The organism is Streptomyces typhae, from assembly GCF_009755605.1.
GTDB classification, from domain to species: domain Bacteria; phylum Actinomycetota; class Actinomycetes; order Streptomycetales; family Streptomycetaceae; genus Streptomyces; species Streptomyces typhae.
On record NZ_WPNZ01000001.1, the window covers coordinates 628,299 to 651,796 of the forward strand.

Sequence of the window (23,498 nt, forward strand, 5' to 3'; positions counted from 1 at the left end):
GGCAGCGAAGATTAGCGCTTGCTGTACTGCGGGGCCTTGCGGGCCTTCTTGAGACCGGCCTTCTTGCGCTCGACCGCACGGTCGTCGCGCTTGAGGAAGCCGGCCTTCTTGAGGGCGCCGCGGTTGTTGTCCACGTCGGCCTCGTTCAGGGCGCGGGCCACACCGAGGCGCAGGGCGCCGGCCTGGCCGGACACGCCGCCACCCGCGATGCGGGCGATGACGTCGTAGCGGTCGTCGAGCTCGAGCACCTTGAAGGGCTCGTTGACTTCCTGCTGGTGGACCTTGTTCGGGAAGTAGTCCTCGAGCGTGCGCCCGTTGATCTTCCACTTGCCGGTGCCCGGGACGATCCGGACGCGGGCGATGGCGTTCTTGCGACGACCGAGGCCGGCGGCCGGCTGCGGGTCGCCGAAGCGCGCGGCGTTGGACTCCGAGGTGTACTCGCCCTCGACGGGCGCGTCCGACTCGGTGGTGTAGTGCTCGATGTCGACGGTCTCGTCGACAGGCTGCTCAGGGGTGGTCTCGGCCACGATGCTCCTCAGATTCTCTTCAGTCTTGGGGGTGGCCGGAATTACTGCGCGACCTGGGTGATCTCGAACGGCTGCGGCTGCTGCGCGCCGTGCGGGTGCTGGTCACCCTTGTAGACCTTCAGCTTCGAGAGCATCTGACGGCCCAGCGAGTTCTTGGGGAGCATGCCCTTGACGGCCTTCTCGACGGCCTTCTCGGGGTTCTTGTCGAGAAGCTCGTCGTAGCGGACCGAGCGGAGGCCGCCCGGGTAGCCGGAGTGGCGGTACGCCATCTTCTGCGTCCGCTTGTTGCCGGACAGGTGCACCTTGTCGGCGTTGATGATGATGACGAAGTCACCGGTGTCAACGTGGGGCGCGTAGATCGGCTTGTGCTTGCCGCGCAAGAGGCTGGCTGCAGTGGTCGCCAGGCGTCCCAGGACGACGTCCTGGGCGTCGATGACGTGCCACTGGCGGGTCACATCGCCGGGCTTGGGGCTGTACGTACGCACGGTTCGTAGCCTTCGCTTCTTCAGAGGTGGGGTTTCCCTCGGTCCAGCTCGAACCTCGGGAAGGGTCCTGACAAGGCCACCTCGGACGATGGACGACAGCCTTGGCGGACCTCGGTGACGCAACCGAGTCCTGCCGCTGGTCATCGGCCCGGTGGGCCGGTGTAAGAGCCCCTCACGTGAGAATGAGAAAGCCAATACACATAACGAACAGGCAGAATACCCGCCGCGCCCCGTACGGGTCAAAACGCTGCCCCGACCGGCCCATACCCGCTGTGGGCAACTGGTCCGCCCCCGCTGTGGGCAACTGGTCCGCCAGAGGCGGAACGGGTGGGCACAGCCCCGGCCGGCCTGGCCCTGTCGCGGACGGAGGGGCACCCCCAGCCCGCCGCAGGCGAGAGGCAGCCACCCAGAACACAACCCCCGCAACCAAGCAGAGCGTAAACGCATCCTTGAAGGCCCGCTGAGGCAACGCCTCCACCCCCACCCACACGAACCCCGGCACCTGCGGCACCAGCGCCACCCAGAACCACGGCACCCGCACCACAGAGCCCTCCACCCCCAGCCCTCCAGCCACCAGCAGGGGCAGCACGACCAGCAGATAGTGATCGTAAGAAGGCCGCGACACGAGAAACGCGGCCAGCATCAGCGCCACCGAGGCCTCCACGACCCGCCCCGCAGCAGACCCCCCGGCCCGCCACCGCAACCACGCACACCACACCCCCACCCCCGCCCCCACCACGGACACCAGCGAGGCCACGGCCCCGGGCACCCCGAGCCGCGGCAGCACAGCCGCGGGCGAGGCCTCGTACAGCCGCACGAACCGGTCGTCGCCCCGCAGCAGGAACGGCAGCGTCCGCGTGAAGAACGCCCCGGGATCGGGCAGGACGAGCGCCGCGAGCACCGAGACCGCCACCGGCACGGCCACCGCCACCACCAGCGCACGCCACCGCCGCGCGAGGACGAAGAGGAGCAGCACCGGCACGAGCAGCGGCTTCACCGCGATCGCGGCCCCGACGACCGCCCCGGCGGCCACCCACCGCCCCCGGCAGCAGCACAGCAGCGCGAGCGGCAGCGCCAGGGCCGACGCCACGGTCCAGTTCCCCAGCTCCACGAGGTGCACGAAGGGCGCGAACCCGAGGACGAGCCCGAGCAGCCCGAACACGGCGAACCGGCTGCGCAGGGCCACGCCGTGGACGCGCAGCGCACAGCCCCAGCCCCCCGCGAGCGCCGCCACCACGCCCACCGGCACCAGCACCCGCGCCGCGTCCGGGAACACCGCCTGCGGCACGGCGGCGAGCACGGCCCCCGGCAGATAGAGGAAGTGCCGGTCGGCGTACGGGGACCGCCCGTCCAGCCAGGCCTCCGCGGCCCGCACCACGATCGCGTTGTCCATGCCGCCGTCCGGCACCCGGTAGGCGATCCGCAGCGCCGCGGCCCCGAGGACGACCCCGAGAACGGCCCAGGCGTGCCACCCGGCGGGCCGCGCGAGCCACGGGGCGGGACCGGAGACGGAAGGAGGGAGATTTTTGCCGTTTTCGCCCGAATCCATGCTGTTCAGGCTAGGCCGAGAAGGGCCCCCGACCCGGGCTCAACATCCCCGTCGCCCCGTCTAAGATGCGCCCCATGAGCTTTGGGCAAGGGGGACCCCCCTGGGGTCCGGGGGGCTCGCAGACCCCCGACTGGGCGGCGCTCGCCGAGGCGTCCGAGGCACGTGCCCGCCGCCGCAAGTGGCTGCTGATCGGCGGCGGCGCGCTCGCCACGGTCGGCGTGGCCGCGGCCGTGGCCATCGCGGTGGTCACGGCGAACAGCGACGACGCCACCGCCTCCAACAAGCCCGCGAGCGAGCTGCCCACCACCGCCGACATCCCGGGCGCCAGCACGGCCCCCGAGCCGTCCTTCGAGGCGACCACGCCACCGCCACCGCCGGACCCGAAGGACTACATCTCCAGCGCCGAGAAGGACAAGGCCCCGCTCGGCCCCGAGTCCTTCTTCCCCGGCACGAGGCTGACCTCCGGGGAGCGCGTCTACAAGAAGGGCGACACGGACAGCACCAAGAAGTGCGCCGCCGTCACCCAGCCCAAGCTCGCCGCCGTCCTGACCAGGAACAAGTGCACCGAGCTGCTGCGCGCCACCTACGCCCGCAAGGGCATCGCGGTCACCGTCGGCGTCGCCGTCTTCGACACCGAGGCCCAGGCCGCGCGGGCGAAGAAGCAGGCCGACAACGGCCTGGTGAAGTCCCTGTCCGGCAAGGGCGTGGACCCGTTCTGCCGCACCACGATCTGCCGCGGCACGTACAACGCGTACGGACGCTACGCGTACTTCACGACGACCGGCTTCCTGAACGGCACGGACGTCACCAAGAAGCACAAGAACGCGTACGAGGTCGGCGACGACCTCGCCCGCTTCACCTTCCACCAGATCAACCGCCGCGGCGAGGCGCAGGCGTCGGCCGCCGCGAACAACCCCGAGTAGCCGGGGCGGCCACCGGCCTCGGCGGCGCCCCGCCTCGGGGCACCCGGCCTCAGCAGCACCCGGCGGAGCCGGCGACGCCGGGCAGCGACCGCTTGTTCCTGGCCTCCGCGCTGCGCGCGGCGAGCAGCCCGTCGGCCGGATAGCCGACCTCCTCAAGGGTCAGACCGTGCGGCCGCACCACGTGCACGGCGGAGTCCCGCACACCCGCGGCGAGCACCTTGCCCGGCCACTCCGGCGGCCGGTGCCCGTCCCCCACGAACAGCATCGCTCCAACCAGCGAACGCACCATGTTGTGGCAGAAGGCGTCGGCCCGCACGGTCGCCTCCAGGATCCCGTCGGCGCGCCGCTCCCAGCGCAGTTCCTGGAGCGTACGGATGGTCGTGGCGCCCTCGCGCCGCTTGCAGTACGCGGCGAAGTCGTGCTCCCCGAGCAGCGGCTCGGCGGCCTCGTTCATGGCGTCCATGTCGAGCGTCCAGTCGTGCCACAGCACGTGCCCGCGCAGCAGCGGGTCGACGCCGCCGGGGTGGTCGGTCACGCGGTAGGCGTACCGCCGCCAGATCGCCGAGAACCGCGCGTTGAACCCGGCGGGAGCCTCCTCGGCCCGCCAGATCCGCACGTCGTGCGGCAGCCGCCCCGCGAGCCGCCGCAGCAGCTTCTCGCGGTGCTCGCCCCACACGCCCTCCGGCAGGTCGACGTGCGCCACCTGCCCGCGCGCGTGCACCCCGCTGTCGGTGCGCCCTGCCACGGTCAGCTCGTACGTCTGACGCGACCGCGTCACCGTACGCAGCGCGTCCTCGATCTCGCCCTGGACGGTCCGCTGCCCCTCACGCTGCTTGGCCCACCCGGAGAAGTCCTTGCCGTCGTACGAAAGATCCAACCGCACCCGTACGAACCCGGGCTCCACTTCGTCACTCACTCGTGGATCCTCTCAGACGACGACAACGCAAAAGCGGGCCCGCCCCGGCAGGGGGCGGGCCCGCGACGCCCGGAAGGGGCGCGGGGAACTGCGCGACAAGCCACGACGGGGCCGCAGCCGATGACGCGCCGTACCCGGCAGGACGCTTACGCGTCCTTGGACTCCTCGGCGGGAGCCTCGTCGGACTTGGCCTCGGTCTCGACCGGAGCCTCGTCCTTCTTCAGGGCGTCTTCCTTGACGGCGCGCTTCGTCGCCGCCTCAGCCTCACCGGTGGCCTCCTGGGCCACGGTCAGGGCCTCCACCAGCTCGATGACAGCCATGGGCGCGTTGTCGCCACGGCGGTTACCGATCTTGGTGATACGGGTGTAGCCACCCGGGCGGTTCTCGTAGCGCGGGCCGATCTCGGTGAAGAGCGTGTGCACGACGCTCTTGTCCGTGATGACCTGGAGGACCTGGCGGCGGTTGTGAAGGTCGCCCTTCTTCGCCTTGGTGACCAGACGCTCCGCGTAGGGACGCAGACGACGGGCCTTGGCCTCGGTGGTGGTGATGCGGCCGTGCTCGAAGAGATCCTTGGCGAGGTTCGCCAGCATCAGCTTCTCGTGCGCGGCGCTGCCGCCCATACGGGCACCCTTGGTGGGCTTCGGCATGGTGTTTCTCCTAGGTGTCTGCCCCGGCCGTGTCAGGTACCGGGGTCAGTTTCCGAGCAGGCGGTCGCCCGTCGGAGATCCGGGCTGCCCCGCAGGGGCGCCCGGAAGGGGCGCGGGGAACTGCGCGACAAGCCACAGCGCTCCCGCACCCAAGATCCGGCAAAAAGCGCCGAGCTCTTAGTACTGCTCGGTCTCGACGAACCCGGCGTCCGCGTCGTCATCGGCGCCGAAGGCGTCAGCGGCGGCGGTCGGGTCGAATCCGGGCGGGCTGTCCTTGAGGGCCAGACCCATCCCGTTGAGCTTCATCTTGACCTCGTCGATCGACTTCGCACCGAAGTTGCGAATGTCGAGCAGGTCCGCCTCGGAACGAGCGACGAGCTCACCCACGGAGTGGATGCCCTCACGCTTGAGGCAGTTGTACGACCGAACGGTGAGCTCCAGCTCCTCGATCGGCAGCGCCAGATCGGCGGCGAGCGCGGCGTCCGTCGGGGACGGACCCATGTCGATGCCCTCGGCGTCGATGTTCAGCTCGCGGGCGAGACCGAACAGTTCGACCAGGGTCTTGCCGGCGGACGCCATGGCGTCGCGCGGGCGCATGGCCTGCTTGGTCTCGACGTCGACGATCAGCTTGTCGAAGTCGGTGCGCTGCTCGACACGCGTGGCCTCGACCTTGTACGTGACCTTGAGGACCGGCGAGTAGATCGAGTCGACCGGGATACGGCCGATCTCCTGGCCGACCTGCTTGTTCTGCACGGCGGAGACATAGCCGCGACCGCGCTCGACGGTCAGCTCCATCTCCAGCTTGCCCTTGCCGTTGAGCGTGGCGAGGACGAGGTCGGGGTTGTGCACCTCGACACCGGCCGGGGGCGCGATGTCGGCGGCGGTGACCAGACCCGGGCCCTGCTTGCGCAGGTACATCACGACGGGCTCGTCGTGCTCCGAGGAGACGACGAGCTGCTTGATGTTGAGGATGAGGTCGGTGACGTCTTCCTTGACGCCCGGCACGGTGGTGAACTCGTGCAGGACACCGTCGATCCGGATGGACGTGACGGCCGCGCCCGGGATCGAGGACAGCAGGGTCCGGCGGAGGGAGTTGCCGAGGGTGTAGCCGAAGCCCGGCTCCAGCGGCTCGATCACGAACCGGGAGCGGAATTCGTCGACGACCTCTTCGGTCAACGAGGGACGCTGAGCGATCAGCATGAAGTGCATCCTTCAGTCATGGGCACCCACTATTTGATGCCCTTGCCACCGGGCGGTAGCCCGATATGTGCTGCGGTTACAAGGGTACGGGCGGTACGGCCCGAAGGAGCCGTACCGCCCGAAAACCTCGGACAAGCAGCCGCGACGCGTCAGACGCGGCGACGCTTGGGCGGACGGCAGCCATTGTGCGGCGTCGGCGTGACGTCCTGGATCGAACCGACCTCGAGGCCCGTGGCCTGGAGGGAGCGGATCGCGGTCTCACGGCCGGAGCCGGGACCCTTGACGAAGACGTCGACCTTGCGCATGCCGTGCTCCTGCGCGCGGCGCGCGGCCGACTCGGCGGCCATCTGCGCGGCGAACGGGGTGGACTTGCGCGAGCCCTTGAAGCCGACGTGGCCGGCGGAGGCCCAGGAGATCACGTTGCCGGTCGGGTCCGTGATGGACACGATCGTGTTGTTGAACGTGCTCTTGATGTGCGCGTGGCCGTGAGCGACGTTCTTCTTTTCCTTGCGGCGCACCTTCTTGGCAGCGCCCTGACGACCCTTGGGGGGCATCTATAACTCCTACGGGAGGTGGTCGGTCCTGCAGCGTCAGCTGTCGATAGACCGCTGAGCGAGGACTACTTCTTGCCCGGCTTCTTCTTGCCGGCGATGGCGCGACGCGGGCCCTTGCGGGTGCGAGCGTTGGTGCTGGTGCGCTGACCGCGCACCGGCAGGCCGCGGCGGTGCCGCAGACCCTGGTAGCAGCCGATCTCGACCTTGCGACGGATGTCGGCCTGGATCTCGCGACGGAGGTCACCCTCGGTCTTGATGTTCTGGTCGACGAACTCGCGGATCTTGACCAGGTCCTCTTCGGACAGGTCGCGAACACGGGTGTTGCGGTCGACACCAGTGGCGTCAAGGGTCTGCTGGGACAGCGTCCGGCCGATGCCGAACACGTAGGTGAGCGCGACCTCGATGCGCTTGTCGCGCGGGAGGTCAACACCTTCAACGCGTGCCATTCATGGCTCCTGTGATTCTTCGGAGGTCTTCAGCAGAACCGCTCCCAGCCGCCGTTCCCTCTTCCGTGGAAGAGGGTTGGTACGCCCTGGGTCCCCGGCCTCCGACCGGGGGTGTCGCCCTCCATTACCTGATGGACCTGAAGAGGGACGGGTTCTGCGTATGTGCTTTTACGTGCGTCGCGCGAAAATCTGCGGGGTGCAGTACGTGCGTCAGCCCTGGCGCTGCTTGTGGCGCGGGTTGTCGCAAATGATCATGACCCGGCCGTGACGGCGGATCACCCTGCACTTGTCGCAGATCTTCTTGACGCTCGGCTTGACCTTCATGGGTGTGAGGTTCTCCGGGTCAGTGCCATCACCCCGTGGGAACGGGATGCGGGCAAGATCTACTTGTACCGGTAGACGATCCGGCCACGCGTCAGGTCGTACGGAGACAGCTCCACCACGACCCGGTCGTCAGGGAGGATGCGGATGTAGTGCATGCGCATCTTGCCGCTGATGTGTGCCAGGACCTGGTGGCCGTTCTGGAGCTCCACCTTGAACATGGCGTTCGGAAGAGACTCGACGACAGTGCCTTCGATCTCGATGGCACCTTGCTTCTTGGCCACGCTTCGCCCTTCGAATCGACTACCTTGATCGACTCCGTGAGCGTTACGCAGACATGCGAATGCACGAGAGCCGACGCGTCAGTCTACGTCAGTGCACTCGGAAAGACGAATCGGGTATGACTGCCCGGCAACGAAGATCCTTAAGCAGGGGCGTGAGGATGGCTCAGGCCAGCGGGTCGGGCGCCGCCACGACCCCGTACTCCGCGAGCTTCGCCCTGCCCCCGTCGGGCGCGGTGAGCACCAGCGGACCCTGCTCCGTCAGGGCGACGGAGTGCTCCCAGTGCGAGGACCAGGTCCCGTCCGTCGTGATCACGGTCCAGTCGTCCTGGAGGACCTCGGTCTTGGCGGTGCCGAGGGAGACCATCGGCTCGATGGCCAGGCAGAAGCCGGGGACGAGCTTGGGGCCGCGGCCGCGGCGGCGCTCCACGTAGTTGAGGAGGTGGGGGTCCATGTGCATCTCGGTGCCGATGCCGTGGCCGCCGTAGTCCTCGATGATCCCGTACTTGCCGCGGGCCGGGCGGGGCTGGCGGCGGATGTACGTCTCGATGGCGCGGGAGATGTCGACGAGCCGGTTCCCCTGCTTCATGGCCGCGATGCCGGCCCACATCGACTCCTCGGTCACCCGGGACAGCTCGATCAGCTCCGGAGCGTGACCGCTGCCCACGAAGGCCGTGAACGCCGCGTCGCCGTGCCAGCCGTCGACGATCGCACCGGCGTCGATCGAGATGATGTCGCCGTCCTGGAGGACCACGTCGTCACCGGGGATGCCGTGGACCACGACCTCGTTCTTGGAGGTACAGATGGTCGCGGGGAAACCGCCGTAGCCGAGGAAGTTCGACTTGGCGCCGTGCTCCGCGAGCACCTTGCGGGCCACGTCGTCCAGATCCTTGGTGGTGGCGCCGGGCACGGCCGCCGCGCGGGTGGCCTGATGGATCGCGGCGACGACAAGCCCCGCCGCCCGCATCTTGGCGATCTGCTCGGGAGTCTTGATCTGCACCATGCGCGGGCCTGAGCCTTTCTGAACCTACGAGTACGACGGGTGGAGCACCCACAACGATACGGCCGAGCCGGAACACCGCGCGCCCCACGCGGCTGGGCCGCGGCACCCCGCCCGGGGGTGCCGCGGCCCAGCCATGAGCATGAGCTGTTGTCAGGCGTTCTCGCGCTCGAGCGCCGCCATCGCGCGCTGGGTGACCTCGTCGACCTTGCCGAGCGCCGAGATCGTGACGACCAGGCCCTGGGCCTTGTAGTGGTCGATGATCGGCTCGGTCTCGCGGTGGTACACGTCGAGCCGCTTGCGGACGGTCTCTTCCTTGTCGTCCTCGCGCTGGTACAGCTCGCCGCCGCAGACGTCGCAGACACCTTCCTGCTTCGGCGCGCTGTACGTCACGTGGAAGACGTGGCTGGAGTCGTTGCGACAGATCCGGCGGCCCGCGATGCGCTTGACGACCTCGTCCTCGGGGACTTCCAGGTCGAGGACCGCGTCCAGCTTCTGGCCGTCGCTCTTGAGCGCCTCGTCGAGGGCCTCGGCCTGCGAGACGTTGCGCGGGAAGCCGTCCAGGAGGAAGCCGTTCTCGGCGTCCGGCTGTTGCATGCGGTCCTGGGCCATGCCGATGGTCACCTCGTCGGGCACCAGGTTGCCGGCGTCCATGTACGCCTTGGCCTGCTTGCCCAGGTCCGTGCCCTGGCTGATGTTGGCCCTGAAGAGGTCGCCCGTGGAGATGTGCGGGATCGACAGGTTCTTGGCAAGGAACGCGGCCTGCGTTCCCTTGCCGGCACCGGGCGGCCCGACTAGGACGATTCGCATCAGCGGAGGAACCCTTCGTAGTTGCGCTGCTGGAGCTGGCTCTCGATCTGCTTCACGGTCTCCAGACCCACACCCACGATGATCAGGATGCTCGTCCCGCCGAACGGGAAGTTCTGGTTGGCCCCGAAGCCCACCAACGCCATCGTTGGCACGAGAGCGATCAGACCCAGATACAGCGAGCCCGGCCAGGTGATCCGATTGAGCACATAGCTCAGATACTCAGCGGTCGGTCGGCCAGCCCGGATGCCCGGGATGAAGCCACCATACTTCTTCATGTTGTCCGCGACTTCCTCCGGGTTGAAGGAGATCGCGACGTAGAAGAAGGCGAAGAACACGATGAGTACGAAGTAGGTGACGATGTAAATCGGGTGGTCACCCTTGGTGAGGTTCTGCTCGATCCAGGTCTTCCAGCCGGACTGGCCACCCGCGAACTGGGCGACCAGGGCCGGAATGTAGAGCAGCGAAGAGGCGAAGATCACAGGGATGATGCCCGCCTGGTTGACCTTCAGCGGAATGTAGGTCGAGGTGCCGCCGTAGGAACGGCGGCCGATCATCCGCTTCGCGTACTGCACCGGAATGCGGCGCTGCGCCTGCTCGACGAAGACGACCAGGCCGACCATGAAGAGACCGACCAGGATGACGGTGCCGAACTCGATCCAGCCACCGGCCAGGTCGCCCTGCTTCTTGATGCCCCACAGCGCGGCGGGGAAGGTGGCGGCGATCGAGATGAACATGAGGATCGACATGCCGTTGCCGATGCCCCGGTCGGTGATCAGCTCGCCGAGCCACATCACGCAGGCGGTACCGGCGGTCATGGTGATGACCATGGTGATGGTGACGAAGATCGACTGGTCCGGAACGATCTCCGAGGCGACCGGGCAGCCCTGGAACAGGGTGCCGGTGCGGGCGGTGGCGACGAGGCCGGTGCCCTGGAGGATCGCGAGCGCGATGGTCAGATAGCGCGTGTACTGCGTGATCTTCGCCGTGCCGGCCTGGCCCTCCTTCTTGAGGGCCTCCAGGCGCGGGATCACCACGGTCAACAGCTGCAGGATGATGCTCGCCGTGATGTACGGCATGATGCCGAGCGCGAAGATCGTGATCTGCAGGAGCGCGCCGCCGCTGAACATGTTGACCAGACCGAACAGGCCCTGGTTGGCGTTGGCCGCGTCGATACAGGTCTGGACGTTCTTGTAGTCGATACCGGGAATCGGGATGTGTGTCCCGAGCCGGTAGATCACGATGATCCCGAGCGTGAAGAGCAGCTTCTTGCGCAGGTCGGGCGTCTTGAACGCCCGGGCGAACGCGGTGAGCACGGTGCCTCCTGCGACCCCCGCGCTACTGCGTCAGAGGTGACGGTGGTGAGTCCGACGGATAAGTACGTAACAGGCAAGACCGCACGCCCTGTCGCGAGGACAGACCGCGCGGAAAGTTAACAGTGCACGCCACCTTACCGGCGACCATGCCCCCCTAGGAACGACCAACCGGGGATGCCCCTTTTGTGGGGCATCCCCGGTCGGGATCGCTCAAGTCATCGAGTCGCCTGGGAAATTCAGACGAGCTCGGTGACGGTACCGCCGGCGGCGGTGATCTTCTCCTTGGCGGAGCCGGAGACGGCGTCAACCGTCACCTGCAGCGCCACGGTGACCTCACCCTGGCCGAGGACCTTGACAAGGCTGTTCTTGCGAACGGCGCCCTTGGCGACCAGGTCGGCCACCGTGACCTCGCCACCCTCGGGGTAGAGGGAGGCGAGCTTGTCCAGGTTGACGACCTGGAACTCGGTCTTGAACGGGTTCTTGAAGCCCTTGAGCTTCGGGAGACGCATGTGGAGGGGCATCTGCCCGCCCTCGAAGCGCTCCGGAACCTGGTAACGAGCCTTGGTGCCCTTGGTACCACGACCGGCCGTCTTACCCTTCGACGCCTCACCGCGACCCACACGGGTCTTCGCGGTCTTGGCACCGGGGGCGGGACGGAGGTTGTGGATCTTGAGCGGGTTGTTCTCCGCCATGATCAGTCGACCTCCTCGACCGTCACGAGGTGGCGGACGGTGTGCACCATGCCGCGGAACTCGGGGCGGTCCTCCTTGACGACCTGCGTGTTGATGCCCTTGAGACCAAGGGAGCGCAGGGTGTCACGGTGGTTCTGCTTGCTGCCGATGTACGACTTCGTCTGCGTGATCTTGAGCTGAGCCATGATTACGCACCCGCTCCCGCACGCGCACGCAGGAGAGCCGCGGGGGCGACGTCCTCGAGCGGCAGACCACGGCGAGCCGCGATCTCCTCGGGACGCTGCAGGCCCTTGAGGGCCGCCACGGTCGCGTGCACGATGTTGATCGCGTTGTCGGAGCCCAGGGACTTCGACAGGATGTCGTGAACGCCGGCGCACTCGAGCACGGCACGCACCGGGCCACCGGCGATAACACCGGTACCGGGGGAAGCAGGCTTGAGCAGGACGACGCCCGCGGCCTTCTCGCCCTGGATGGGGTGCGGGATGGTGCCCTGGATACGGGGGACCTTGAAGAAGTGCTTCTTGGCCTCCTCCACACCCTTGGCGATGGCGGCCGGCACCTCCTTGGCCTTGCCGTAACCGACACCCACGGTGCCGTCACCGTCGCCCACCACGACCAGCGCGGTGAAGCTGAAGCGACGACCACCCTTCACAACCTTGGCGACGCGGTTGATCGCGACGACGCGCTCAACGTACGCGGTCTTCTCGGCGGCAGCTGCGCCGCCGTCACGGCCCTTCCGGTCCCGCCGCTCGCCGCCACCGGCACCGCCACCGCGGCGCTGGGGTCCAGCCATTGGAATTACCTCTCTCTGTTTCCGCTAGCTACGCAGTGACACAGGTCGCTGCGCGACGGACGACTCAGAACTTGAGTCCGGCTTCGCGGGCGGCGTCCGCCAGAGCGGCGATGCGCCCGGCGTACTGGTTACCACCACGGTCGAACACGACAGCCTCGACACCGGCGGCCTTGGCGCGCTCGGCGACCAGGGCGCCGACCTGCTTGGCCTGCGCCGACTTGTCGCCCTCGCCACCGCGGATCGTCGTGTCCAGGGTCGAGGCCGACGCGAGGGTGTGACCCTTCACGTCGTCGATGACCTGGGCGACGATGTTGCGGTTGGAGCGCGTCACGACCAGGCGCGGACGCTCGGCCGTACCGGAGATGTGCTTCCGGATACGAATGTGACGGCGCTTGATGGCAGCACGCTTGTAAGCGTCGCCCTTAGCAATCTTGACACCGTATGCCATGGCTTACTTACCCGCCTTTCCGACCTTGCGGCGGATGACTTCGCCCTCGTACTTGACGCCCTTGGCCTTGTACGGGTCAGGCTTGCGCAGCTTGCGGATGTTGGCCGCAACCTCGCCGACCTTCTGCTTGTCGATGCCCTCGACCGAGAACTTGGTCGGCGACTCGACCTTGAACGAGATGCCCTCGGGCGCCTCGACCAGGATCGGGTGGCTGTAGCCGAGCGAGAACTCCAGGTTGGAGCCCTTCGCCAGGACGCGGTAACCGACACCGCTGATCTCGAGCTTCTTCACGTAACCCTGGGTCACGCCGGTGATCATGTTCGCCACCAGCGTGCGGGACAGGCCGTGCAGGGCCTTGTTCTGACGCTCGTCGTTGGGGCGGGTGACGCTGAGCACGCCGTCCTCACCCTTGGCGATCTCGATCGGTGCGACGACCGTGTGGCTCAGGGCGCCCTTGGGGCCCTTCACCTGGACCGTCTGGCCGTCGATGGTGACGTCCACGCCGGCGGGAACCGTGATGGGGAGCTTGCCAATACGCGACATAGCTGTTTCCTCCGTTCCCTTCCGCTACCAGACGTAGGCGAGGACTTCCCCACCCACGCCCTTCTTGCCCGCCTGCTGGCCGGTGAGCAGACCGTGCGACGTGGAGATGATGGCCACGCCCAGGCCGCCGAGCACCTTCGGCAGGTTGGTGGACTTCGCGTACACGCGCAGACCAGGCTTCGAGATCCGCTTGATGCCCGCGATGGAGCGCTCACGGTTCGGCCCGAACTTGAGCTCGAGAACGAGGTTCTTGCCGACCTCGGCGTCCTCGACCTTCCAGCCCGTGATGAAACCCTCCTGCTGGAGGATCTCCGCGATGTGCGACTTGATCTTGCTGTGCGGCATCGCCACGGAGTCGTGGTACGCCGAGTTCGCGTTCCGCAGACGCGTAAGCATGTCTGCGATCGGATCAGTCATGGTCATGAATTGGCCTTCGGCCTCTCTCGCCGGGGTTTCCTGTATGCGCCATCCCTCTCCCCACACAGAAGCGGGACGGGTGCGGCGCGGGGACCTACGGCGTAGTAAGTCGTACGAGGGCGGCAGGCGCCCAACCACACAAGCCTAAGGCATGTGTGGTGGGCCACCCACCAACCTCATTGCTTACCGAGAGCGTCCGGTAACCCCTATTAGGGGGTTTACCAGGAGCTCTTGGTCACGCCCGGCAGCTCGCCACGGTGAGCCATCTCACGAAGGCACACGCGGCACAGGCCGAACTTGCGGTACACGGAGTGCGGACGGCCGCAGCGCTGGCAGCGGGTGTACGCACGCACACCGAACTTGGGCTTACGAGCAGCCTTGGCAATCAGAGCCTTCTTCGCCATCTCGCTCACGCCTCCTTGAACGGGAAGCCGAGGTGACGAAGGAGCGCCCGGCCCTCAGCGTCGTTGGTCGCCGTGGTGACCACGGTGATGTCCATACCCCGGACACGGTCGATCTTGTCCTGGTCGATCTCGTGGAACATGACCTGCTCCGTGAGACCGAAGGTGTAGTTGCCACGGCCGTCGAACTGCTTGGGGGACAGACCGCGGAAGTCGCGGATGCGCGGCAGCGCGAGCGACAGGGTGCGGTCCAGGAACTCCCACATGCGGTCGCCACGGAGCGTGACGTGGGCGCCGATCGGCTGACCCTCACGCAGCTTGAACTGCGCGATGGACTTCCGGGCCTTGGTGATGGCCGGCTTCTGACCGGTGATCGTGGTCAGGTCACGGACGGCACCGTCCATGAGCTTGGAGTCACGGGCGGCGTCGCCGACACCCATGTTCACCACGATCTTGACGAGGCCGGGGGTCTGCATGACGTTCTCGTACGAGAACTCTTCCTGCAGCTTCGCCTTGATCTCGTCGCGGTACTTCGTCTTGAGACGCGGAGTGGTGGTGGTCGTCATCAGATGTCCTCACCCGTCCGCTTGGCAACGCGGATCTTGTTGCCCTCGTCGTCGAAGCGGTAACCGACGCGCGTGACGACCTTGTTGCCGTCCTTCTCCACGACCAGCTGGACGTTGGAGACGTGGACGGGGGCCTCGGTGGTCACGATGCCGCCGGCCTGCGAGCCGCTGGCGGTCGGGCCGGCCTTCGTGTGCTTCTTGACCCGGTTGACACCCTCGACCAGGACGCGCTCCTCGCGCGGGTAAGCGGCAATGACCTTGCCCTGCTTGCCCTTGTCCTTGCCGGTGATGACCTGAACCAGATCACCCTTCTTGATCTTCATGCTTACAGCACCTCCGGCGCGAGCGAGATGATCTTCATGAACTTCTTCTCGCGCAGCTCACGGCCGACCGGGCCGAAGATACGGGTGCCGCGAGGGTCGCCGTCGTTCTTCAGAATGACGGCGGCGTTCTCGTCGAAGCGGATGTACGAGCCGTCCGGACGGCGGCGCTCCTTGACGGTGCGAACGATGACCGCCTTGACGACGTCACCCTTCTTCACGTTGCCACCGGGGATCGCATCCTTGACGGTGGCGACGATGACGTCACCGATGCCCGCGTAGCGGCGACCAGAGCCACCGAGAACACGGATGGTGAGGATTTCCTTCGCACCCGTGTTGTCGGCGACGCGAAGTCGCGACTCCTGCTGGATCACGTCTATCTCCTGTGTGTCTGCCGGTTCCCGGCAGGGGCTTCCCTCTTACGAGGCCGGCCCCTGCCGAGCCTGGCGGAACTGATCCGAGGGGAAACCCCCTCGGAAATTACTTGGCCTTCTCGAGGATCTCGACGACGCGCCAGCGCTTCGTCGCGGACAGCGGCCGGGTCTCCATGAGGAGGACGCGGTCACCGACACCCGCGGCGTTCTGCTCGTCGTGCGCCTTGAGCTTGTTCGTACGGCGGATGACCTTGCCGTACAGCGCGTGCTTGACGCGGTCCTCGACAGCGACGACGACGGTCTTGTCCATCTTGTCGCTGACGACCAGACCCTCACGGGTCTTGCGGAAGCCGCGCGCGGCCTTGGTCTCTTCAGTCACGTTGCTGCTCTCGCTCATCAGGCGCTCTCCACCGTCTCGATGCCCAGCTCACGCTCGCGCATCAGGGTGTAGATCCGGGCGATGTCCTTGCGGACGGCCTTCAGCCGGCCGTGGTTCTCGAGCTGCCCGGTCGCCGCCTGGAAGCGGAGGTTGAACAGCTCTTCCTTGGCCTCGCGGAGCTTGTTGAGGAGCTCCTCGTTGCCCAGCTCGCGCAGCTCGGACGCCTTGGTTCCGGCCGACATCACGCTTCACCTGCCTCGCGCCGGACAATGCGGCACTTCATCGGAAGCTTGTGAGCAGCGCGGGTAAGCGCCTCACGCGCAATCTTCTCGTTCGGGAAGGACAGTTCGAACATCACCCGACCGGGCTTGACGTTCGCGACCCACCACTCCGGCGAACCCTTACCGGAACCCATGCGGGTCTCGGCGGGCTTCTTCGTGAGGGGACGGTCCGGGTAGATGTTGATCCAGACCTTGCCGCCACGCTTGATGTGGCGGGTCATCGCGATACGCGCGGCCTCGATCTGGCGGTTCGTCACGTACGCCGGGGTCAGCGCCTGGATGCCGTACTCGCCGAACGCAACCTGCGTACCACCCTTGGACATACCGCTGCGCTTCGGGTGGTGCTGCTTGCGGTGCTTGACCCTACGGGGGATCAGCATTTCGGTCAGGCCTCCGTTCCGGTGCTCTCAGCAGCCGGAGCGGCGGCGGCGGGCGCCTCGGCCTTGGGGGCCTCGGCGGCCGGAGCCGACTGCTGCTGCGGCTTGCGACCGCGACCGCCACGCTCGCCACCGCGGCCACCACGGGCCGGGCGGTCGTTGCCACCACGGGCCGGGCGGTTGCCGGCGCGGGCAGCGGCGTTCTCGGCGCGGACCTCGGCGATGTTCTTGACGTCGCCCTTGTAGATCCAGACCTTCACACCGATGCGGCCGAAGGTCGTCTTGGCCTCGAAGAAGCCGTAGTCGACGTTCGCGCGGAGCGTGTGCAGGGGCACACGGCCCTCGCGGTAGAACTCCGAGCGGGACATCTCGGCGCCGCCGAGACGGCCACCACACTGGATCTTGATGCCCTTGGCGCCCGCCTTCATCGCCGACTGCATGCTCTTGCGCATGGCACGGCGGAAGGAGACGCGGGAGGACAGCTGCTCGGCGACGGCCTGGGCCACGAGCTGAGCGTCCGTCTCGGGGTTCTTGACCTCGAGGATGTTCAGCTGGACCTGCTTGCCCGTGAGCTTCTCGAGGTCGCCGCGGATGCGGTCGGCCTCGGCGCCGCGGCGGCCGATGACGATGCCGGGACGAGCGGTGTGGATGTCCACACGCACGCGGTCACGGGTGCGCTCGATCTCCACCTTCGAGATGCCGGCGCGCTCCATGCCGGACGTCATCATCCGACGGATGGCGACGTCTTCCTTGACGTAGTCCTTGTACAGCTTGTCGGCGTACCAGCGGGACTTGAAGTCCGTGGTGACACCGAGCCGGAACCCGTGCGGGTTTACCTTCTGGCCCATTACCGGGTTCCTTCCTTGCTGCTGACGACCACGGTGATGTGGCTGGTCCGCTTACGGATCCGGTAGGCACGGCCCTGGGCACGCGGACGGAACCGCTTCAGGGTCGGGCCCTCATCCACGTACGCCTCGCTGATGAACAGCGAAGAGGCGTCACTGTGGTCGTAGTTGTGCGCGGCGTTGGCAATGGCGCTGTCCAGCACCTTGCCGACCGGCACGCTCGCGGCCTGCGGGGCGAAACGCAGGACCGCCTGAGCCTCCGTGGCATCCATGCCACGGATGAGGTCCACCACGCGGCGGGCCTTCATGGGCGTGACGCGGATGTACCGCGCCTGGGCCCTGGCTTCCATGGTTGTCCCTTCGGTGTTAGTCACAGTCGTTCACACCCCGCTTAGCGGCGCTTCGACTTGCGGTCGTCCTTGACGTGGCCGCGGAAGGTGCGGGTCGGCGAGAACTCGCCGAGCTTGTGGCCGACCATCGACTCGGTGACGAACACCGGGATGTGGGTCTTGCCGTTGTGCACCGCGATCGTGTGGCCGAGCATCGCCGGGACGATCATCGAGCGGCGGGACCAGGTCTTGATGACGTTCTTGGTGCCGGCTTCGTTCTGGGCGTCCACCTTCTTGACAAGGTGGTCGTCGACGAAGGGCCCCTTCTTCAGACTACGAGGCATCTCAACCCGTCCTTAGCGCTTCTTGTTCGTCTTGCGGCGGCGGACGATGTACTTGTTGCTCGCCTTGTTGCGATCACGAGTACGCATTTCCTTCTTGCCCCAGGGCGACACCGGGTGACGGCCACCCGAGGTCTTGCCCTCGCCACCACCGTGGGGGTGGTCAACCGGGTTCATCACGACACCGCGCACGGTCGGGCGGACGCCCTTCCAGCGCATACGGCCGGCCTTGCCCCAGTTGATGTTCGACTGCTCGGCGTTGCCGACCTCGCCGACCGTGGCGCGGCAGCGCACGTCGACCAGGCGGATCTCACCGGACGGCATACGAAGGTGGGCCATCGAGCCCTCCTTCGCCAGCAGCTGCACGGAGGCACCCGCGGAGCGGGCGAACTTGGCGCCACCGCCCGGACGGAGCTCGATCGCGTGGATCGTGGTACCGACCGGGATGTTGCGCAGCGCGAGGTTGTTGCCGGGCTTGATGTCGGCGCCGGGGCCGTTCTCAATCCGGTCACCCTGCGTCAGGCCACGCGGAGCGATGATGTAGCGCTTCTCGCCGTCTGCGTAGTGCAGCAGGGCGATGCGCGCGGTGCGGTTCGGGTCGTACTCGATGTGCGCGACCTTCGCCGGCACGCCGTCCTTGTCGTGACGACGGAAGTCGATCACGCGGTAGGCGCGCTTGTGTCCGCCACCCTGGTGGCGAACGGTCACACGACCGGCGTTGTTACGGCCGCCCTTGCTGTGCAGGGGGCGGACCAGCGACTTCTCCGGCGTGGACCGCGTGACCTCGACGAAGTCGGCGACGGAGGAGCCACGGCGGCCCGGCGTCGTCGGCTTGTACTTGCGGATTCCCATTTCTCAGTCCTCGTCCGATATTCGGACCAGGGCGCTCCGTTAGGAGGCCTGGCCGAAGATGTCGATACGGTCGCCCTCAGCGAGGGTCACGATCGCGCGCTTGGAGTCGGCACGCTTGCCGAAACCGGTGCGGGTGCGCTTGCGCTTGCCCTGGCGGTTGAGCGTGTTGACGCCGGTGACCTTGACCGAGAAGACCGCCTCGACGGCCTGCTTGATCTGGGTCTTGTTGGCGCCCGGCGCGACGACGAAGGTGTACTTGCCCTCGTCGAGCAGCGCGTAGCTCTTCTCCGAGACGACCGGCTTGACGAGGACGTCACGGGGGTCCGTGAAGCTCTTGCTCAGCGGCGTCTCAACGGTGTTCTTGCCCTCGGTGGCGTGGCGACGCGCCTTGGCGACGCGCGCGGCCTTGGCGGCCTTGGCCGCCTTCGGGGCGATAGCGGGGTGACGGATAGCCATCAGGCCTCGCTCCCTTCGGTGTCGGTGGCCTTCGGGCCGGACACGAAGGACTCGAGCGCGGCCTGGGTGAAGACCACGTCGTCCGAGACGAGAACGTCGTACGTGTTGAGCTGGCCCGGCTCCAGGATGTGGACCTGGGGCAGGTTGCGCGCGGACAGCAGCGCGGCCTCGTCGGAGCGCTCGATGACCAGGAGCACGTTCTTGCGCTCACTGATCTTGCCGAGCAGGCTCTTCGCGGCCTTGGTCGACGGCGTCTCGCCCTCGATCACGCCGGAGACGACGTGGATGCGAGCGTTGCGGGCCCGGTCGGTGAGGGCGTGGCGCAGGGCCGCGGCCTTCATCTTCTTCGGGGTCCGCTGCGAGTAGTCACGCGGCACGGGGCCGTGGACGACGCCACCGCCGGCGAACTGCGGAGCGCGGGTCGAACCCTGACGGGCGCGGCCGGTGCCCTTCTGGCGGTACGGCTTCTTGCCGCCACCGCGGACTTCGCCACGGGTCTTGGTCTTGTGCGTGCCCTGGCGGGCAGCGGCCAGCTGGGCGACAACGACCTGGTGGATCAGCGGGATGCTGACCTTCTCGACGTCGAAGATCTCCGCGGGGAGCTCGACGGTCCCGGCCTTGTCGCCTGCCGGCGAAAGGATGTCAATGGTGCTCATCGGTTCCTCAAGCCCCCTTGGCCGCGGTACGGACCAGGACGAGGCCGCCGTTCGGACCGGGCACCGCTCCCTTGATGAGGAGCAGACCCTTCTCCGCGTCAACGGCGTGAACGGTCAGGTTCTGGGTGGTGACCCGCTCGTTGCCCATGCGGCCCGCCATGCGGAGGCCCTTGAACACACGACCCGGGGTGGCGCAGCCACCGATGGAGCCGGGCGAGCGGTGCTTGCGCTGGGTGCCGTGGCTGGAGCCGAGGCCACCGAAGTTGTGGCGCTTCATGACACCGGCGAAGCCCTTGCCCTTGCTCTTGCCGGTGACGTCGACCTTGATGCCGGCCTCGAACACCTCGGCGGTGATCTCCTGGCCGAGGGTGTACTCGCTGGCGTCAGCGGTACGCAGCTCGACGAGGTGGCGGCGGGGGGTGACGTCGGCCTTGGCGAAGTGGCCCTTGAGGGGCTTGTTCACCTTGCGCGGGTCGATCTCGCCGAAGGCGATCTGGACCGACTCGTAGCCGTCGGTGTCGTTCGTACGGACCTGGGTCACGACGTTGGGGCCGGCCTTGACGACGGTGACCGGAACAACACGGTTGTTCTCGTCCCACACCTGCGTCATGCCGAGCTTCTCGCCCAGGATGCCCTTGATCTGCTTGCTCATTCTCAGATCACCGGCCCTCAGAGCTTGATCTCGATGTCGACACCGGCCGGGAGGTCGAGTCGCATCAGAGAGTCAACGGTCTTGGGCGTCGGGTCGAGGATGTCGATCAGGCGCTTGTGCGTGCGCATCTCGAAGTGCTCGCGCGAGTCCTTGTACTTGTGCGGCGACTTGATGACGCAGTACACGTTCTTCTCAGTGGGCAGCGGCACCGGGCCCGCGACCGACGCACCAGTACGCGTCACCGTCTCGACGATCTTCTTCGCCGAGGAGTCGATGACCTCGTGGTCGTAGGCCTTGAGCCGGATGCGGATCTTCTGTCCCGCCATGGCTACTTAGTAGTCCTTTGTCTCGAACGCTCTGGCCCCCGGAAGGCCCTTTTTTCTACTTCCATCCGACCCACGCGGTCGGGCGTGTCGCAGTCCCGCTCACACAGATCTCCCGAAGGATTCCCTGCTAGGGGCTGCGGCCCTTGGATGACCGCGGGTCCGGGGGAAGAAACCCACCGGGCGCCTGGCCGAGCCACCGCACCGCACTTCCCGAAAGATTCCCGTACGTCCGCCACAGCGCTGCCTCACGACAGATGGGGCGACGAGTACTGTGGGACTCGCTTTCAGTTCTCCCGGCGGGAGACGCACAGCATCGGCACTCAACCGAGCAACCCCGTTAGTCTGCCATACGGGGTAGGCGGGGCGCCAATCGGGCCGTAGAGATTACCCCGTGGCGGGCCTGGGTCAAACCCGGGCCGGGCCGCCCCCAGTGGCGTATGTCACAAAGTCTGCCCATGCTGTGGCGGCGACGGCGAGGTGAGGGCTTCCCGTGATCTTTGAGTCACGGATATGGACGACGCCGGGAGCGCGAGCAACCTCGACGCAATCTATGTCGCTGCCGTTGCTGCTGTAGCTGCTTTTGCGCCATGCCGTGGGGGCGCCGTCCTCGGCGGGCCCGGTGGCGTACGTGACGAAGTCCGCCCACGCAGGGCCACCGACAGCGACGCGGGGGCCCTGAGCCTTCTTGGAGTCCCGGACATGGAGCACACCAGGGGTCTGAGCGACCTCGACGCAGTCACCATCGGGGCCGTTGCTGCTGTAGCTGCTCTTGCGCCACGTCATCGCGGCACCAGCCTTCAGCTCACCGGCCAGGACGGTGACTCCCGGTGGCGTACGTGACGAAGTCCGTCCACGCGGGGCTGCCGACGGCGAGCCGGGGCCCCTGTGCCTTCTTGGAGTCTCGGACGTGGATCGCACCAGAAGCGTGGGCGACCTCGACGCAGTCCCCCTCGCTGCCGTTGCTGCTGTAGCTGCTCTTACGCCATTCCAGTTCGGCGCTGCCTCCGGCGGAGACCGTGCGGTTCATAGCTCTCCCAGCAGTTGCTCGGTGAAGGCCAGCGATTCTCTCGGGGTGAGAGCCTGGGCCCGGATGGTGCCATACCGCAGTTCAAGGACCCGGAGTTGCCTGGGGTCGTCGACGGGCCGCCCTGCGGCGATCCCTGGCGAACGCCCTACGCCGGTGCCGTCCTTGAACTTCAGCATCGTGATACTGCCGTCCGCTCCAGCGTGCTCCTCAAGATCGATCGGCATCACCTGGAGCGATACGCTGCGCAACTGCCCGATTTCCAGCAGGTGTTCGAGCTGTGTACGCAGAACCATTCTGCCCCCGAGCGGGCGCCTCAGCGCCACTTCTTCCAGCACAAAACTCAGCGCTGGAGCCGGTTCCCTCTCGAAGATCGATCGCCGCGCCATCCGCGCCGCCGTCACAAGATCCACCTCGCCCGGGGTGTACGCGGGCTGCCGCATCCCGAACAGCGCCCGCATATACCCCTCGGTCTGCAACAAACCGTGGATGTCGTGGGCGCCGTACCACAGAACATCCACGGCCTTCGCCTCCAGCCGCGCCAGGCTCCGCACCTTCTTCGGGTACCTGGCCGCCTCCACGTCCTCCTTCATCGCCGTGATGCAGCCCTCGGCACCGAGGACCTCGTCCGCCTTGTCCAGGTACTCCGGCCGGGGAATCCGTTTCCCGGACTCGACCTTGTACACGAGCCCCTCCCCGTACCCCAAGGCGGAGCCGAACTCCGCGGCCCGCATCCCGGCGGCCTCCCGCCGGGCCCTGAGCTGCCGCCCCACGAAGGCGACGATCGCCGCTCCCTGCTCATCGTCCGGGTCGACCTCCCACCCCGGTTCCTCCGCTTCCCGCTCCATCCGCCCCGCCTCCCGCCCGGTCAAGGCCGGTATCCGTACGCCCCTCCGGACAGCCCGGACACCTCTGGACAAGGGCTGGACAGTGACCGTACGCAACCGACGTATCACTGTGCAGAGTAGAAGCAAACGGCCACGCTGAGTGACGTGAACCAAGAACTCGTCGGCCCCCCACGAAGCACGCGCCGCTTCAGCGCCCAGTTCTCCCCCACGCCCCGCGGAGCACGCCTCGCGCGCCTCCTGGCCACCGAGCGGCTCCACGCCTGGGGGCTGCCGCCGGACCCGGCCCGCCTGGTCGTCGCCGAGCTGGCCGCCAACGCGGCCACGCACGGCCGCGTGCCCGGCCGGGACTTCCGGCTCGCTCTCCACGCCACCGCCGAAAGCCTCCGCATCGAGGTGACCGACACCTGCCCGGAGGGCCTCCCCCGGCCGGTGCGGCTCCCGCAGGCCGCCGCCGAGTCGGGCCGCGGCCTGCTCCTCGTGGAAGCGCTCGCGGACCGCTGGGGAGTCACCGAGGGGCCCGTCCCGCGCAAGACCGTCTGGGCGGAACTCGACCTCGCCACCGCCGCCGCCCGGGAACCCGTACACCGGTGACGCTGCCGACAACCC

General features: G+C 67.4%; 39 protein-coding genes. 2 read left to right on the forward strand and 37 right to left on the reverse strand.

Annotated elements, in window-relative coordinates:
* Window positions 1-11: 11 nt before the first annotated feature.
* The 3 genes from rpsI to GPA10_RS02675 form a co-directional block, all read right to left on the reverse strand.
* Window positions 12-527 carry a 30S ribosomal protein S9 gene (rpsI, locus tag GPA10_RS02665; RefSeq protein WP_058848134.1) on the reverse strand — a complete coding sequence of 172 codons (516 nt, stop codon included), beginning with the start codon at window positions 525-527 and terminating at the stop codon, window positions 12-14.
* A 41-nt stretch (window positions 528-568) separates the two neighbouring features.
* Window positions 569-1,012 (reverse strand): 50S ribosomal protein L13, encoded by a 444-nt coding sequence (rplM, locus tag GPA10_RS02670; RefSeq protein ID WP_058848133.1) that lies wholly within the window; start codon window positions 1,010-1,012, stop codon window positions 569-571.
* Between the two features lie 172 nt (window positions 1,013-1,184).
* Complete coding sequence (locus tag GPA10_RS02675) at window positions 1,185-2,561, reverse strand: glycosyltransferase 87 family protein (protein ID WP_157164006.1); 1,377 nt, start codon at window positions 2,559-2,561, stop codon at window positions 1,185-1,187.
* Between the two features lie 74 nt (window positions 2,562-2,635).
* Here GPA10_RS02675 and GPA10_RS02680 point away from each other — a divergent pair, with 74 nt between their 5' ends.
* A complete protein-coding gene (locus GPA10_RS02680) occupies window positions 2,636-3,484 on the forward strand; it encodes a hypothetical protein (RefSeq protein ID WP_157164007.1) in 849 nt (282 codons plus the stop codon).
* A gap of 49 nt (window positions 3,485-3,533) precedes the next feature.
* Here GPA10_RS02680 and truA read toward each other — a convergent pair whose 3' ends face one another.
* The 34 genes from truA to GPA10_RS02855 all read right to left on the reverse strand — a co-directional run bounded on the left by truA (window position 3,534) and on the right by GPA10_RS02855 (window position 22,892).
* Window positions 3,534-4,400 (reverse strand): tRNA pseudouridine(38-40) synthase TruA, encoded by an 867-nt coding sequence (gene truA, locus GPA10_RS02685; protein WP_343040222.1) that lies wholly within the window; start codon window positions 4,398-4,400, stop codon window positions 3,534-3,536.
* 146 nt (window positions 4,401-4,546) lie between these two features.
* Window positions 4,547-5,047, reverse strand: a complete 501-nt coding sequence (rplQ, locus tag GPA10_RS02690; protein ID WP_058848130.1) for a 50S ribosomal protein L17 — start codon at window positions 5,045-5,047, stop codon at window positions 4,547-4,549.
* A 177-nt stretch (window positions 5,048-5,224) separates the two neighbouring features.
* On the reverse strand, window positions 5,225-6,247 hold the full coding sequence (locus GPA10_RS02695; protein WP_016645160.1) for a DNA-directed RNA polymerase subunit alpha: 1,023 nt from the start codon (window positions 6,245-6,247) through the stop codon (window positions 5,225-5,227).
* A gap of 149 nt (window positions 6,248-6,396) precedes the next feature.
* The gene (rpsK, locus tag GPA10_RS02700) at window positions 6,397-6,801 is read right to left on the reverse strand and encodes a 30S ribosomal protein S11 (protein WP_003948617.1); all 405 of its coding nucleotides are present in this window, start codon (window positions 6,799-6,801) and stop codon (window positions 6,397-6,399) included.
* A gap of 65 nt (window positions 6,802-6,866) precedes the next feature.
* Window positions 6,867-7,247 (reverse strand): 30S ribosomal protein S13, encoded by a 381-nt coding sequence (gene rpsM, locus GPA10_RS02705; RefSeq protein ID WP_030567288.1) that lies wholly within the window; start codon window positions 7,245-7,247, stop codon window positions 6,867-6,869.
* 210 nt (window positions 7,248-7,457) lie between these two features.
* Window positions 7,458-7,571, reverse strand: a complete 114-nt coding sequence (gene rpmJ, locus GPA10_RS02710; RefSeq protein ID WP_003948619.1) for a 50S ribosomal protein L36 — start codon at window positions 7,569-7,571, stop codon at window positions 7,458-7,460.
* A gap of 59 nt (window positions 7,572-7,630) precedes the next feature.
* Window positions 7,631-7,852, reverse strand: a complete 222-nt coding sequence (gene infA, locus GPA10_RS02715) for a translation initiation factor IF-1 (RefSeq protein ID WP_003948620.1) — start codon at window positions 7,850-7,852, stop codon at window positions 7,631-7,633.
* A gap of 163 nt (window positions 7,853-8,015) precedes the next feature.
* Window positions 8,016-8,852 (reverse strand): type I methionyl aminopeptidase, encoded by an 837-nt coding sequence (gene map / locus GPA10_RS02720; protein ID WP_058848129.1) that lies wholly within the window; start codon window positions 8,850-8,852, stop codon window positions 8,016-8,018.
* Between the two features lie 150 nt (window positions 8,853-9,002).
* The gene (locus GPA10_RS02725) at window positions 9,003-9,659 is read right to left on the reverse strand and encodes an adenylate kinase (protein ID WP_058848128.1); all 657 of its coding nucleotides are present in this window, start codon (window positions 9,657-9,659) and stop codon (window positions 9,003-9,005) included.
* Window positions 9,659-10,972, reverse strand: a complete 1,314-nt coding sequence (secY, locus tag GPA10_RS02730) for a preprotein translocase subunit SecY (protein WP_058848127.1) — start codon at window positions 10,970-10,972, stop codon at window positions 9,659-9,661. The genes GPA10_RS02725 and secY overlap by 1 nt, the downstream gene beginning before the upstream one ends.
* Window positions 10,973-11,208: 236 nt before the next feature.
* Window positions 11,209-11,664: a 50S ribosomal protein L15 gene (rplO, locus tag GPA10_RS02735; RefSeq protein ID WP_058848126.1), complete on the reverse strand. Its 456-nt coding sequence runs from the start codon at window positions 11,662-11,664 to the stop codon at window positions 11,209-11,211.
* Between the two features lie 2 nt (window positions 11,665-11,666).
* Window positions 11,667-11,849 (reverse strand): 50S ribosomal protein L30, encoded by a 183-nt coding sequence (gene rpmD / locus GPA10_RS02740; protein ID WP_005481207.1) that lies wholly within the window; start codon window positions 11,847-11,849, stop codon window positions 11,667-11,669.
* Window positions 11,850-11,851: 2 nt separating this feature from the next.
* Window positions 11,852-12,457, reverse strand: coding sequence for a 30S ribosomal protein S5 (rpsE, locus tag GPA10_RS02745; RefSeq protein ID WP_016645168.1), 606 nt, complete (start codon window positions 12,455-12,457; stop codon window positions 11,852-11,854).
* A 64-nt stretch (window positions 12,458-12,521) separates the two neighbouring features.
* On the reverse strand, window positions 12,522-12,905 hold the full coding sequence (rplR, locus tag GPA10_RS02750) for a 50S ribosomal protein L18 (RefSeq protein WP_058848125.1): 384 nt from the start codon (window positions 12,903-12,905) through the stop codon (window positions 12,522-12,524).
* A gap of 3 nt (window positions 12,906-12,908) precedes the next feature.
* Window positions 12,909-13,448, reverse strand: coding sequence for a 50S ribosomal protein L6 (rplF, locus tag GPA10_RS02755; RefSeq protein WP_030567272.1), 540 nt, complete (start codon window positions 13,446-13,448; stop codon window positions 12,909-12,911).
* 24 nt (window positions 13,449-13,472) lie between these two features.
* Window positions 13,473-13,871 (reverse strand): 30S ribosomal protein S8, encoded by a 399-nt coding sequence (gene rpsH / locus GPA10_RS02760; RefSeq protein WP_030359017.1) that lies wholly within the window; start codon window positions 13,869-13,871, stop codon window positions 13,473-13,475.
* Window positions 13,872-14,083: 212 nt separating this feature from the next.
* A complete protein-coding gene (locus tag GPA10_RS02770) occupies window positions 14,084-14,269 on the reverse strand; it encodes a type Z 30S ribosomal protein S14 (RefSeq protein WP_003956452.1) in 186 nt (61 codons plus the stop codon).
* A 5-nt stretch (window positions 14,270-14,274) separates the two neighbouring features.
* Window positions 14,275-14,832: a 50S ribosomal protein L5 gene (rplE, locus tag GPA10_RS02775; RefSeq protein WP_058848124.1), complete on the reverse strand. Its 558-nt coding sequence runs from the start codon at window positions 14,830-14,832 to the stop codon at window positions 14,275-14,277.
* Window positions 14,832-15,155: a 50S ribosomal protein L24 gene (gene rplX, locus GPA10_RS02780; protein ID WP_030685463.1), complete on the reverse strand. Its 324-nt coding sequence runs from the start codon at window positions 15,153-15,155 to the stop codon at window positions 14,832-14,834. The genes rplE and rplX overlap by 1 nt, the downstream gene beginning before the upstream one ends.
* A gap of 2 nt (window positions 15,156-15,157) precedes the next feature.
* On the reverse strand, window positions 15,158-15,526 hold the full coding sequence (gene rplN / locus GPA10_RS02785; protein ID WP_003974257.1) for a 50S ribosomal protein L14: 369 nt from the start codon (window positions 15,524-15,526) through the stop codon (window positions 15,158-15,160).
* Between the two features lie 106 nt (window positions 15,527-15,632).
* Window positions 15,633-15,923, reverse strand: coding sequence for a 30S ribosomal protein S17 (gene rpsQ / locus GPA10_RS02790; RefSeq protein ID WP_058848122.1), 291 nt, complete (start codon window positions 15,921-15,923; stop codon window positions 15,633-15,635).
* Complete coding sequence (gene rpmC, locus GPA10_RS02795; RefSeq protein ID WP_010036720.1) at window positions 15,923-16,147, reverse strand: 50S ribosomal protein L29; 225 nt, start codon at window positions 16,145-16,147, stop codon at window positions 15,923-15,925. Before rpmC ends, rpsQ begins: the two co-directional genes overlap by 1 nt.
* Window positions 16,147-16,566 carry a 50S ribosomal protein L16 gene (rplP, locus tag GPA10_RS02800; protein WP_030567262.1) on the reverse strand — a complete coding sequence of 140 codons (420 nt, stop codon included), beginning with the start codon at window positions 16,564-16,566 and terminating at the stop codon, window positions 16,147-16,149. Before rplP ends, rpmC begins: the two co-directional genes overlap by 1 nt.
* 5 nt (window positions 16,567-16,571) lie before the next feature.
* Window positions 16,572-17,411, reverse strand: coding sequence for a 30S ribosomal protein S3 (gene rpsC / locus GPA10_RS02805; RefSeq protein ID WP_030567260.1), 840 nt, complete (start codon window positions 17,409-17,411; stop codon window positions 16,572-16,574).
* Window positions 17,411-17,758 carry a 50S ribosomal protein L22 gene (rplV, locus tag GPA10_RS02810; RefSeq protein WP_058848120.1) on the reverse strand — a complete coding sequence of 116 codons (348 nt, stop codon included), beginning with the start codon at window positions 17,756-17,758 and terminating at the stop codon, window positions 17,411-17,413. The genes rpsC and rplV overlap by 1 nt, the downstream gene beginning before the upstream one ends.
* A 41-nt stretch (window positions 17,759-17,799) precedes the next feature.
* Entirely contained in the window at window positions 17,800-18,081 is a 282-nt protein-coding gene (rpsS, locus tag GPA10_RS02815) for a 30S ribosomal protein S19 (protein ID WP_030567256.1), read from the reverse strand.
* A gap of 12 nt (window positions 18,082-18,093) precedes the next feature.
* The gene (gene rplB / locus GPA10_RS02820; RefSeq protein WP_030567254.1) at window positions 18,094-18,930 is read right to left on the reverse strand and encodes a 50S ribosomal protein L2; all 837 of its coding nucleotides are present in this window, start codon (window positions 18,928-18,930) and stop codon (window positions 18,094-18,096) included.
* Between the two features lie 39 nt (window positions 18,931-18,969).
* Window positions 18,970-19,386, reverse strand: a complete 417-nt coding sequence (gene rplW / locus GPA10_RS02825; protein WP_157164008.1) for a 50S ribosomal protein L23 — start codon at window positions 19,384-19,386, stop codon at window positions 18,970-18,972.
* A complete protein-coding gene (gene rplD, locus GPA10_RS02830; RefSeq protein WP_058848118.1) occupies window positions 19,386-20,042 on the reverse strand; it encodes a 50S ribosomal protein L4 in 657 nt (218 codons plus the stop codon). The genes rplW and rplD overlap by 1 nt, the downstream gene beginning before the upstream one ends.
* A 7-nt stretch (window positions 20,043-20,049) precedes the next feature.
* Complete coding sequence (gene rplC / locus GPA10_RS02835) at window positions 20,050-20,694, reverse strand: 50S ribosomal protein L3 (RefSeq protein WP_058848117.1); 645 nt, start codon at window positions 20,692-20,694, stop codon at window positions 20,050-20,052.
* Window positions 20,695-20,711: 17 nt separating this feature from the next.
* Entirely contained in the window at window positions 20,712-21,020 is a 309-nt protein-coding gene (gene rpsJ, locus GPA10_RS02840) for a 30S ribosomal protein S10 (protein ID WP_003948644.1), read from the reverse strand.
* A gap of 405 nt (window positions 21,021-21,425) precedes the next feature.
* The gene (locus GPA10_RS43580) at window positions 21,426-21,803 is read right to left on the reverse strand and encodes a DUF397 domain-containing protein (protein ID WP_157164009.1); all 378 of its coding nucleotides are present in this window, start codon (window positions 21,801-21,803) and stop codon (window positions 21,426-21,428) included.
* Between the two features lie 19 nt (window positions 21,804-21,822).
* Window positions 21,823-22,047, reverse strand: coding sequence for a DUF397 domain-containing protein (locus GPA10_RS02850; protein WP_157164010.1), 225 nt, complete (start codon window positions 22,045-22,047; stop codon window positions 21,823-21,825).
* Window positions 22,044-22,892 (reverse strand): helix-turn-helix domain-containing protein, encoded by an 849-nt coding sequence (locus tag GPA10_RS02855; protein ID WP_157164011.1) that lies wholly within the window; start codon window positions 22,890-22,892, stop codon window positions 22,044-22,046. Before GPA10_RS02855 ends, GPA10_RS02850 begins: the two co-directional genes overlap by 4 nt.
* Before the next feature lie 144 nt (window positions 22,893-23,036).
* Between GPA10_RS02855 and GPA10_RS02860 the strand changes: the two genes are divergently transcribed.
* Entirely contained in the window at window positions 23,037-23,483 is a 447-nt protein-coding gene (locus GPA10_RS02860) for an ATP-binding protein (protein ID WP_425505647.1), read from the forward strand.
* Window positions 23,484-23,498: the final 15 nt, after the last annotated feature.

Coding starts and splice junctions, on each gene's coding strand:
- GPA10_RS02855 (WP_157164011.1), bottom strand. CDS start 22,892: ATGGAGCGGGAAGCGGAGGAACCGGGGTGGGAGGTCGACCCGGACGAT.
- rplC (WP_058848117.1), bottom strand. CDS start 20,694: ATGAGCAAGCAGATCAAGGGCATCCTGGGCGAGAAGCTCGGCATGACG.
- GPA10_RS02680 (WP_157164007.1), top strand. CDS start 2,636: ATGAGCTTTGGGCAAGGGGGACCCCCCTGGGGTCCGGGGGGCTCGCAG.
- GPA10_RS02675 (WP_157164006.1), bottom strand. CDS start 2,561: ATGGATTCGGGCGAAAACGGCAAAAATCTCCCTCCTTCCGTCTCCGGT.
- rplW (WP_157164008.1), bottom strand. CDS start 19,386: ATGGCTATCCGTCACCCCGCTATCGCCCCGAAGGCGGCCAAGGCCGCC.
- rpsK (WP_003948617.1), bottom strand. CDS start 6,801: ATGCCCCCCAAGGGTCGTCAGGGCGCTGCCAAGAAGGTGCGCCGCAAG.
- rplR (WP_058848125.1), bottom strand. CDS start 12,905: ATGGCATACGGTGTCAAGATTGCTAAGGGCGACGCTTACAAGCGTGCT.
- rpmC (WP_010036720.1), bottom strand. CDS start 16,147: ATGTCGGCCGGAACCAAGGCGTCCGAGCTGCGCGAGCTGGGCAACGAG.
- rplX (WP_030685463.1), bottom strand. CDS start 15,155: ATGAAGATCAAGAAGGGTGATCTGGTTCAGGTCATCACCGGCAAGGAC.
- rplV (WP_058848120.1), bottom strand. CDS start 17,758: ATGGAAGCCAGGGCCCAGGCGCGGTACATCCGCGTCACGCCCATGAAG.
- rpsJ (WP_003948644.1), bottom strand. CDS start 21,020: ATGGCGGGACAGAAGATCCGCATCCGGCTCAAGGCCTACGACCACGAG.
- rplP (WP_030567262.1), bottom strand. CDS start 16,566: ATGCTGATCCCCCGTAGGGTCAAGCACCGCAAGCAGCACCACCCGAAG.
- rpsH (WP_030359017.1), bottom strand. CDS start 13,871: ATGACCATGACTGATCCGATCGCAGACATGCTTACGCGTCTGCGGAAC.
- GPA10_RS02770 (WP_003956452.1), bottom strand. CDS start 14,269: ATGGCGAAGAAGGCTCTGATTGCCAAGGCTGCTCGTAAGCCCAAGTTC.
- rpsE (WP_016645168.1), bottom strand. CDS start 12,457: ATGGCTGGACCCCAGCGCCGCGGTGGCGGTGCCGGTGGCGGCGAGCGG.
- GPA10_RS02850 (WP_157164010.1), bottom strand. CDS start 22,047: ATGAACCGCACGGTCTCCGCCGGAGGCAGCGCCGAACTGGAATGGCGT.
- rpsC (WP_030567260.1), bottom strand. CDS start 17,411: ATGGGCCAGAAGGTAAACCCGCACGGGTTCCGGCTCGGTGTCACCACG.
- rplB (WP_030567254.1), bottom strand. CDS start 18,930: ATGGGAATCCGCAAGTACAAGCCGACGACGCCGGGCCGCCGTGGCTCC.
- GPA10_RS02695 (WP_016645160.1), bottom strand. CDS start 6,247: ATGCTGATCGCTCAGCGTCCCTCGTTGACCGAAGAGGTCGTCGACGAA.
- rpsQ (WP_058848122.1), bottom strand. CDS start 15,923: ATGAGCGAGAGCAGCAACGTGACTGAAGAGACCAAGGCCGCGCGCGGC.
- rpmD (WP_005481207.1), bottom strand. CDS start 11,849: ATGGCTCAGCTCAAGATCACGCAGACGAAGTCGTACATCGGCAGCAAG.
- rpsM (WP_030567288.1), bottom strand. CDS start 7,247: ATGGCACGCGTTGAAGGTGTTGACCTCCCGCGCGACAAGCGCATCGAG.
- GPA10_RS02725 (WP_058848128.1), bottom strand. CDS start 9,659: ATGCGAATCGTCCTAGTCGGGCCGCCCGGTGCCGGCAAGGGAACGCAG.
- rpsS (WP_030567256.1), bottom strand. CDS start 18,081: ATGCCTCGTAGTCTGAAGAAGGGGCCCTTCGTCGACGACCACCTTGTC.
- rplF (WP_030567272.1), bottom strand. CDS start 13,448: ATGTCGCGTATTGGCAAGCTCCCCATCACGGTTCCCGCCGGCGTGGAC.
- rpmJ (WP_003948619.1), bottom strand. CDS start 7,571: ATGAAGGTCAAGCCGAGCGTCAAGAAGATCTGCGACAAGTGCAGGGTG.
- rplE (WP_058848124.1), bottom strand. CDS start 14,832: ATGACGACCACCACCACTCCGCGTCTCAAGACGAAGTACCGCGACGAG.
- map (WP_058848129.1), bottom strand. CDS start 8,852: ATGGTGCAGATCAAGACTCCCGAGCAGATCGCCAAGATGCGGGCGGCG.
- rplO (WP_058848126.1), bottom strand. CDS start 11,664: ATGGCGGAGAACAACCCGCTCAAGATCCACAACCTCCGTCCCGCCCCC.
- rplQ (WP_058848130.1), bottom strand. CDS start 5,047: ATGCCGAAGCCCACCAAGGGTGCCCGTATGGGCGGCAGCGCCGCGCAC.
- GPA10_RS43580 (WP_157164009.1), bottom strand. CDS start 21,803: ATGACGTGGCGCAAGAGCAGCTACAGCAGCAACGGCCCCGATGGTGAC.
- rplD (WP_058848118.1), bottom strand. CDS start 20,042: ATGAGCACCATTGACATCCTTTCGCCGGCAGGCGACAAGGCCGGGACC.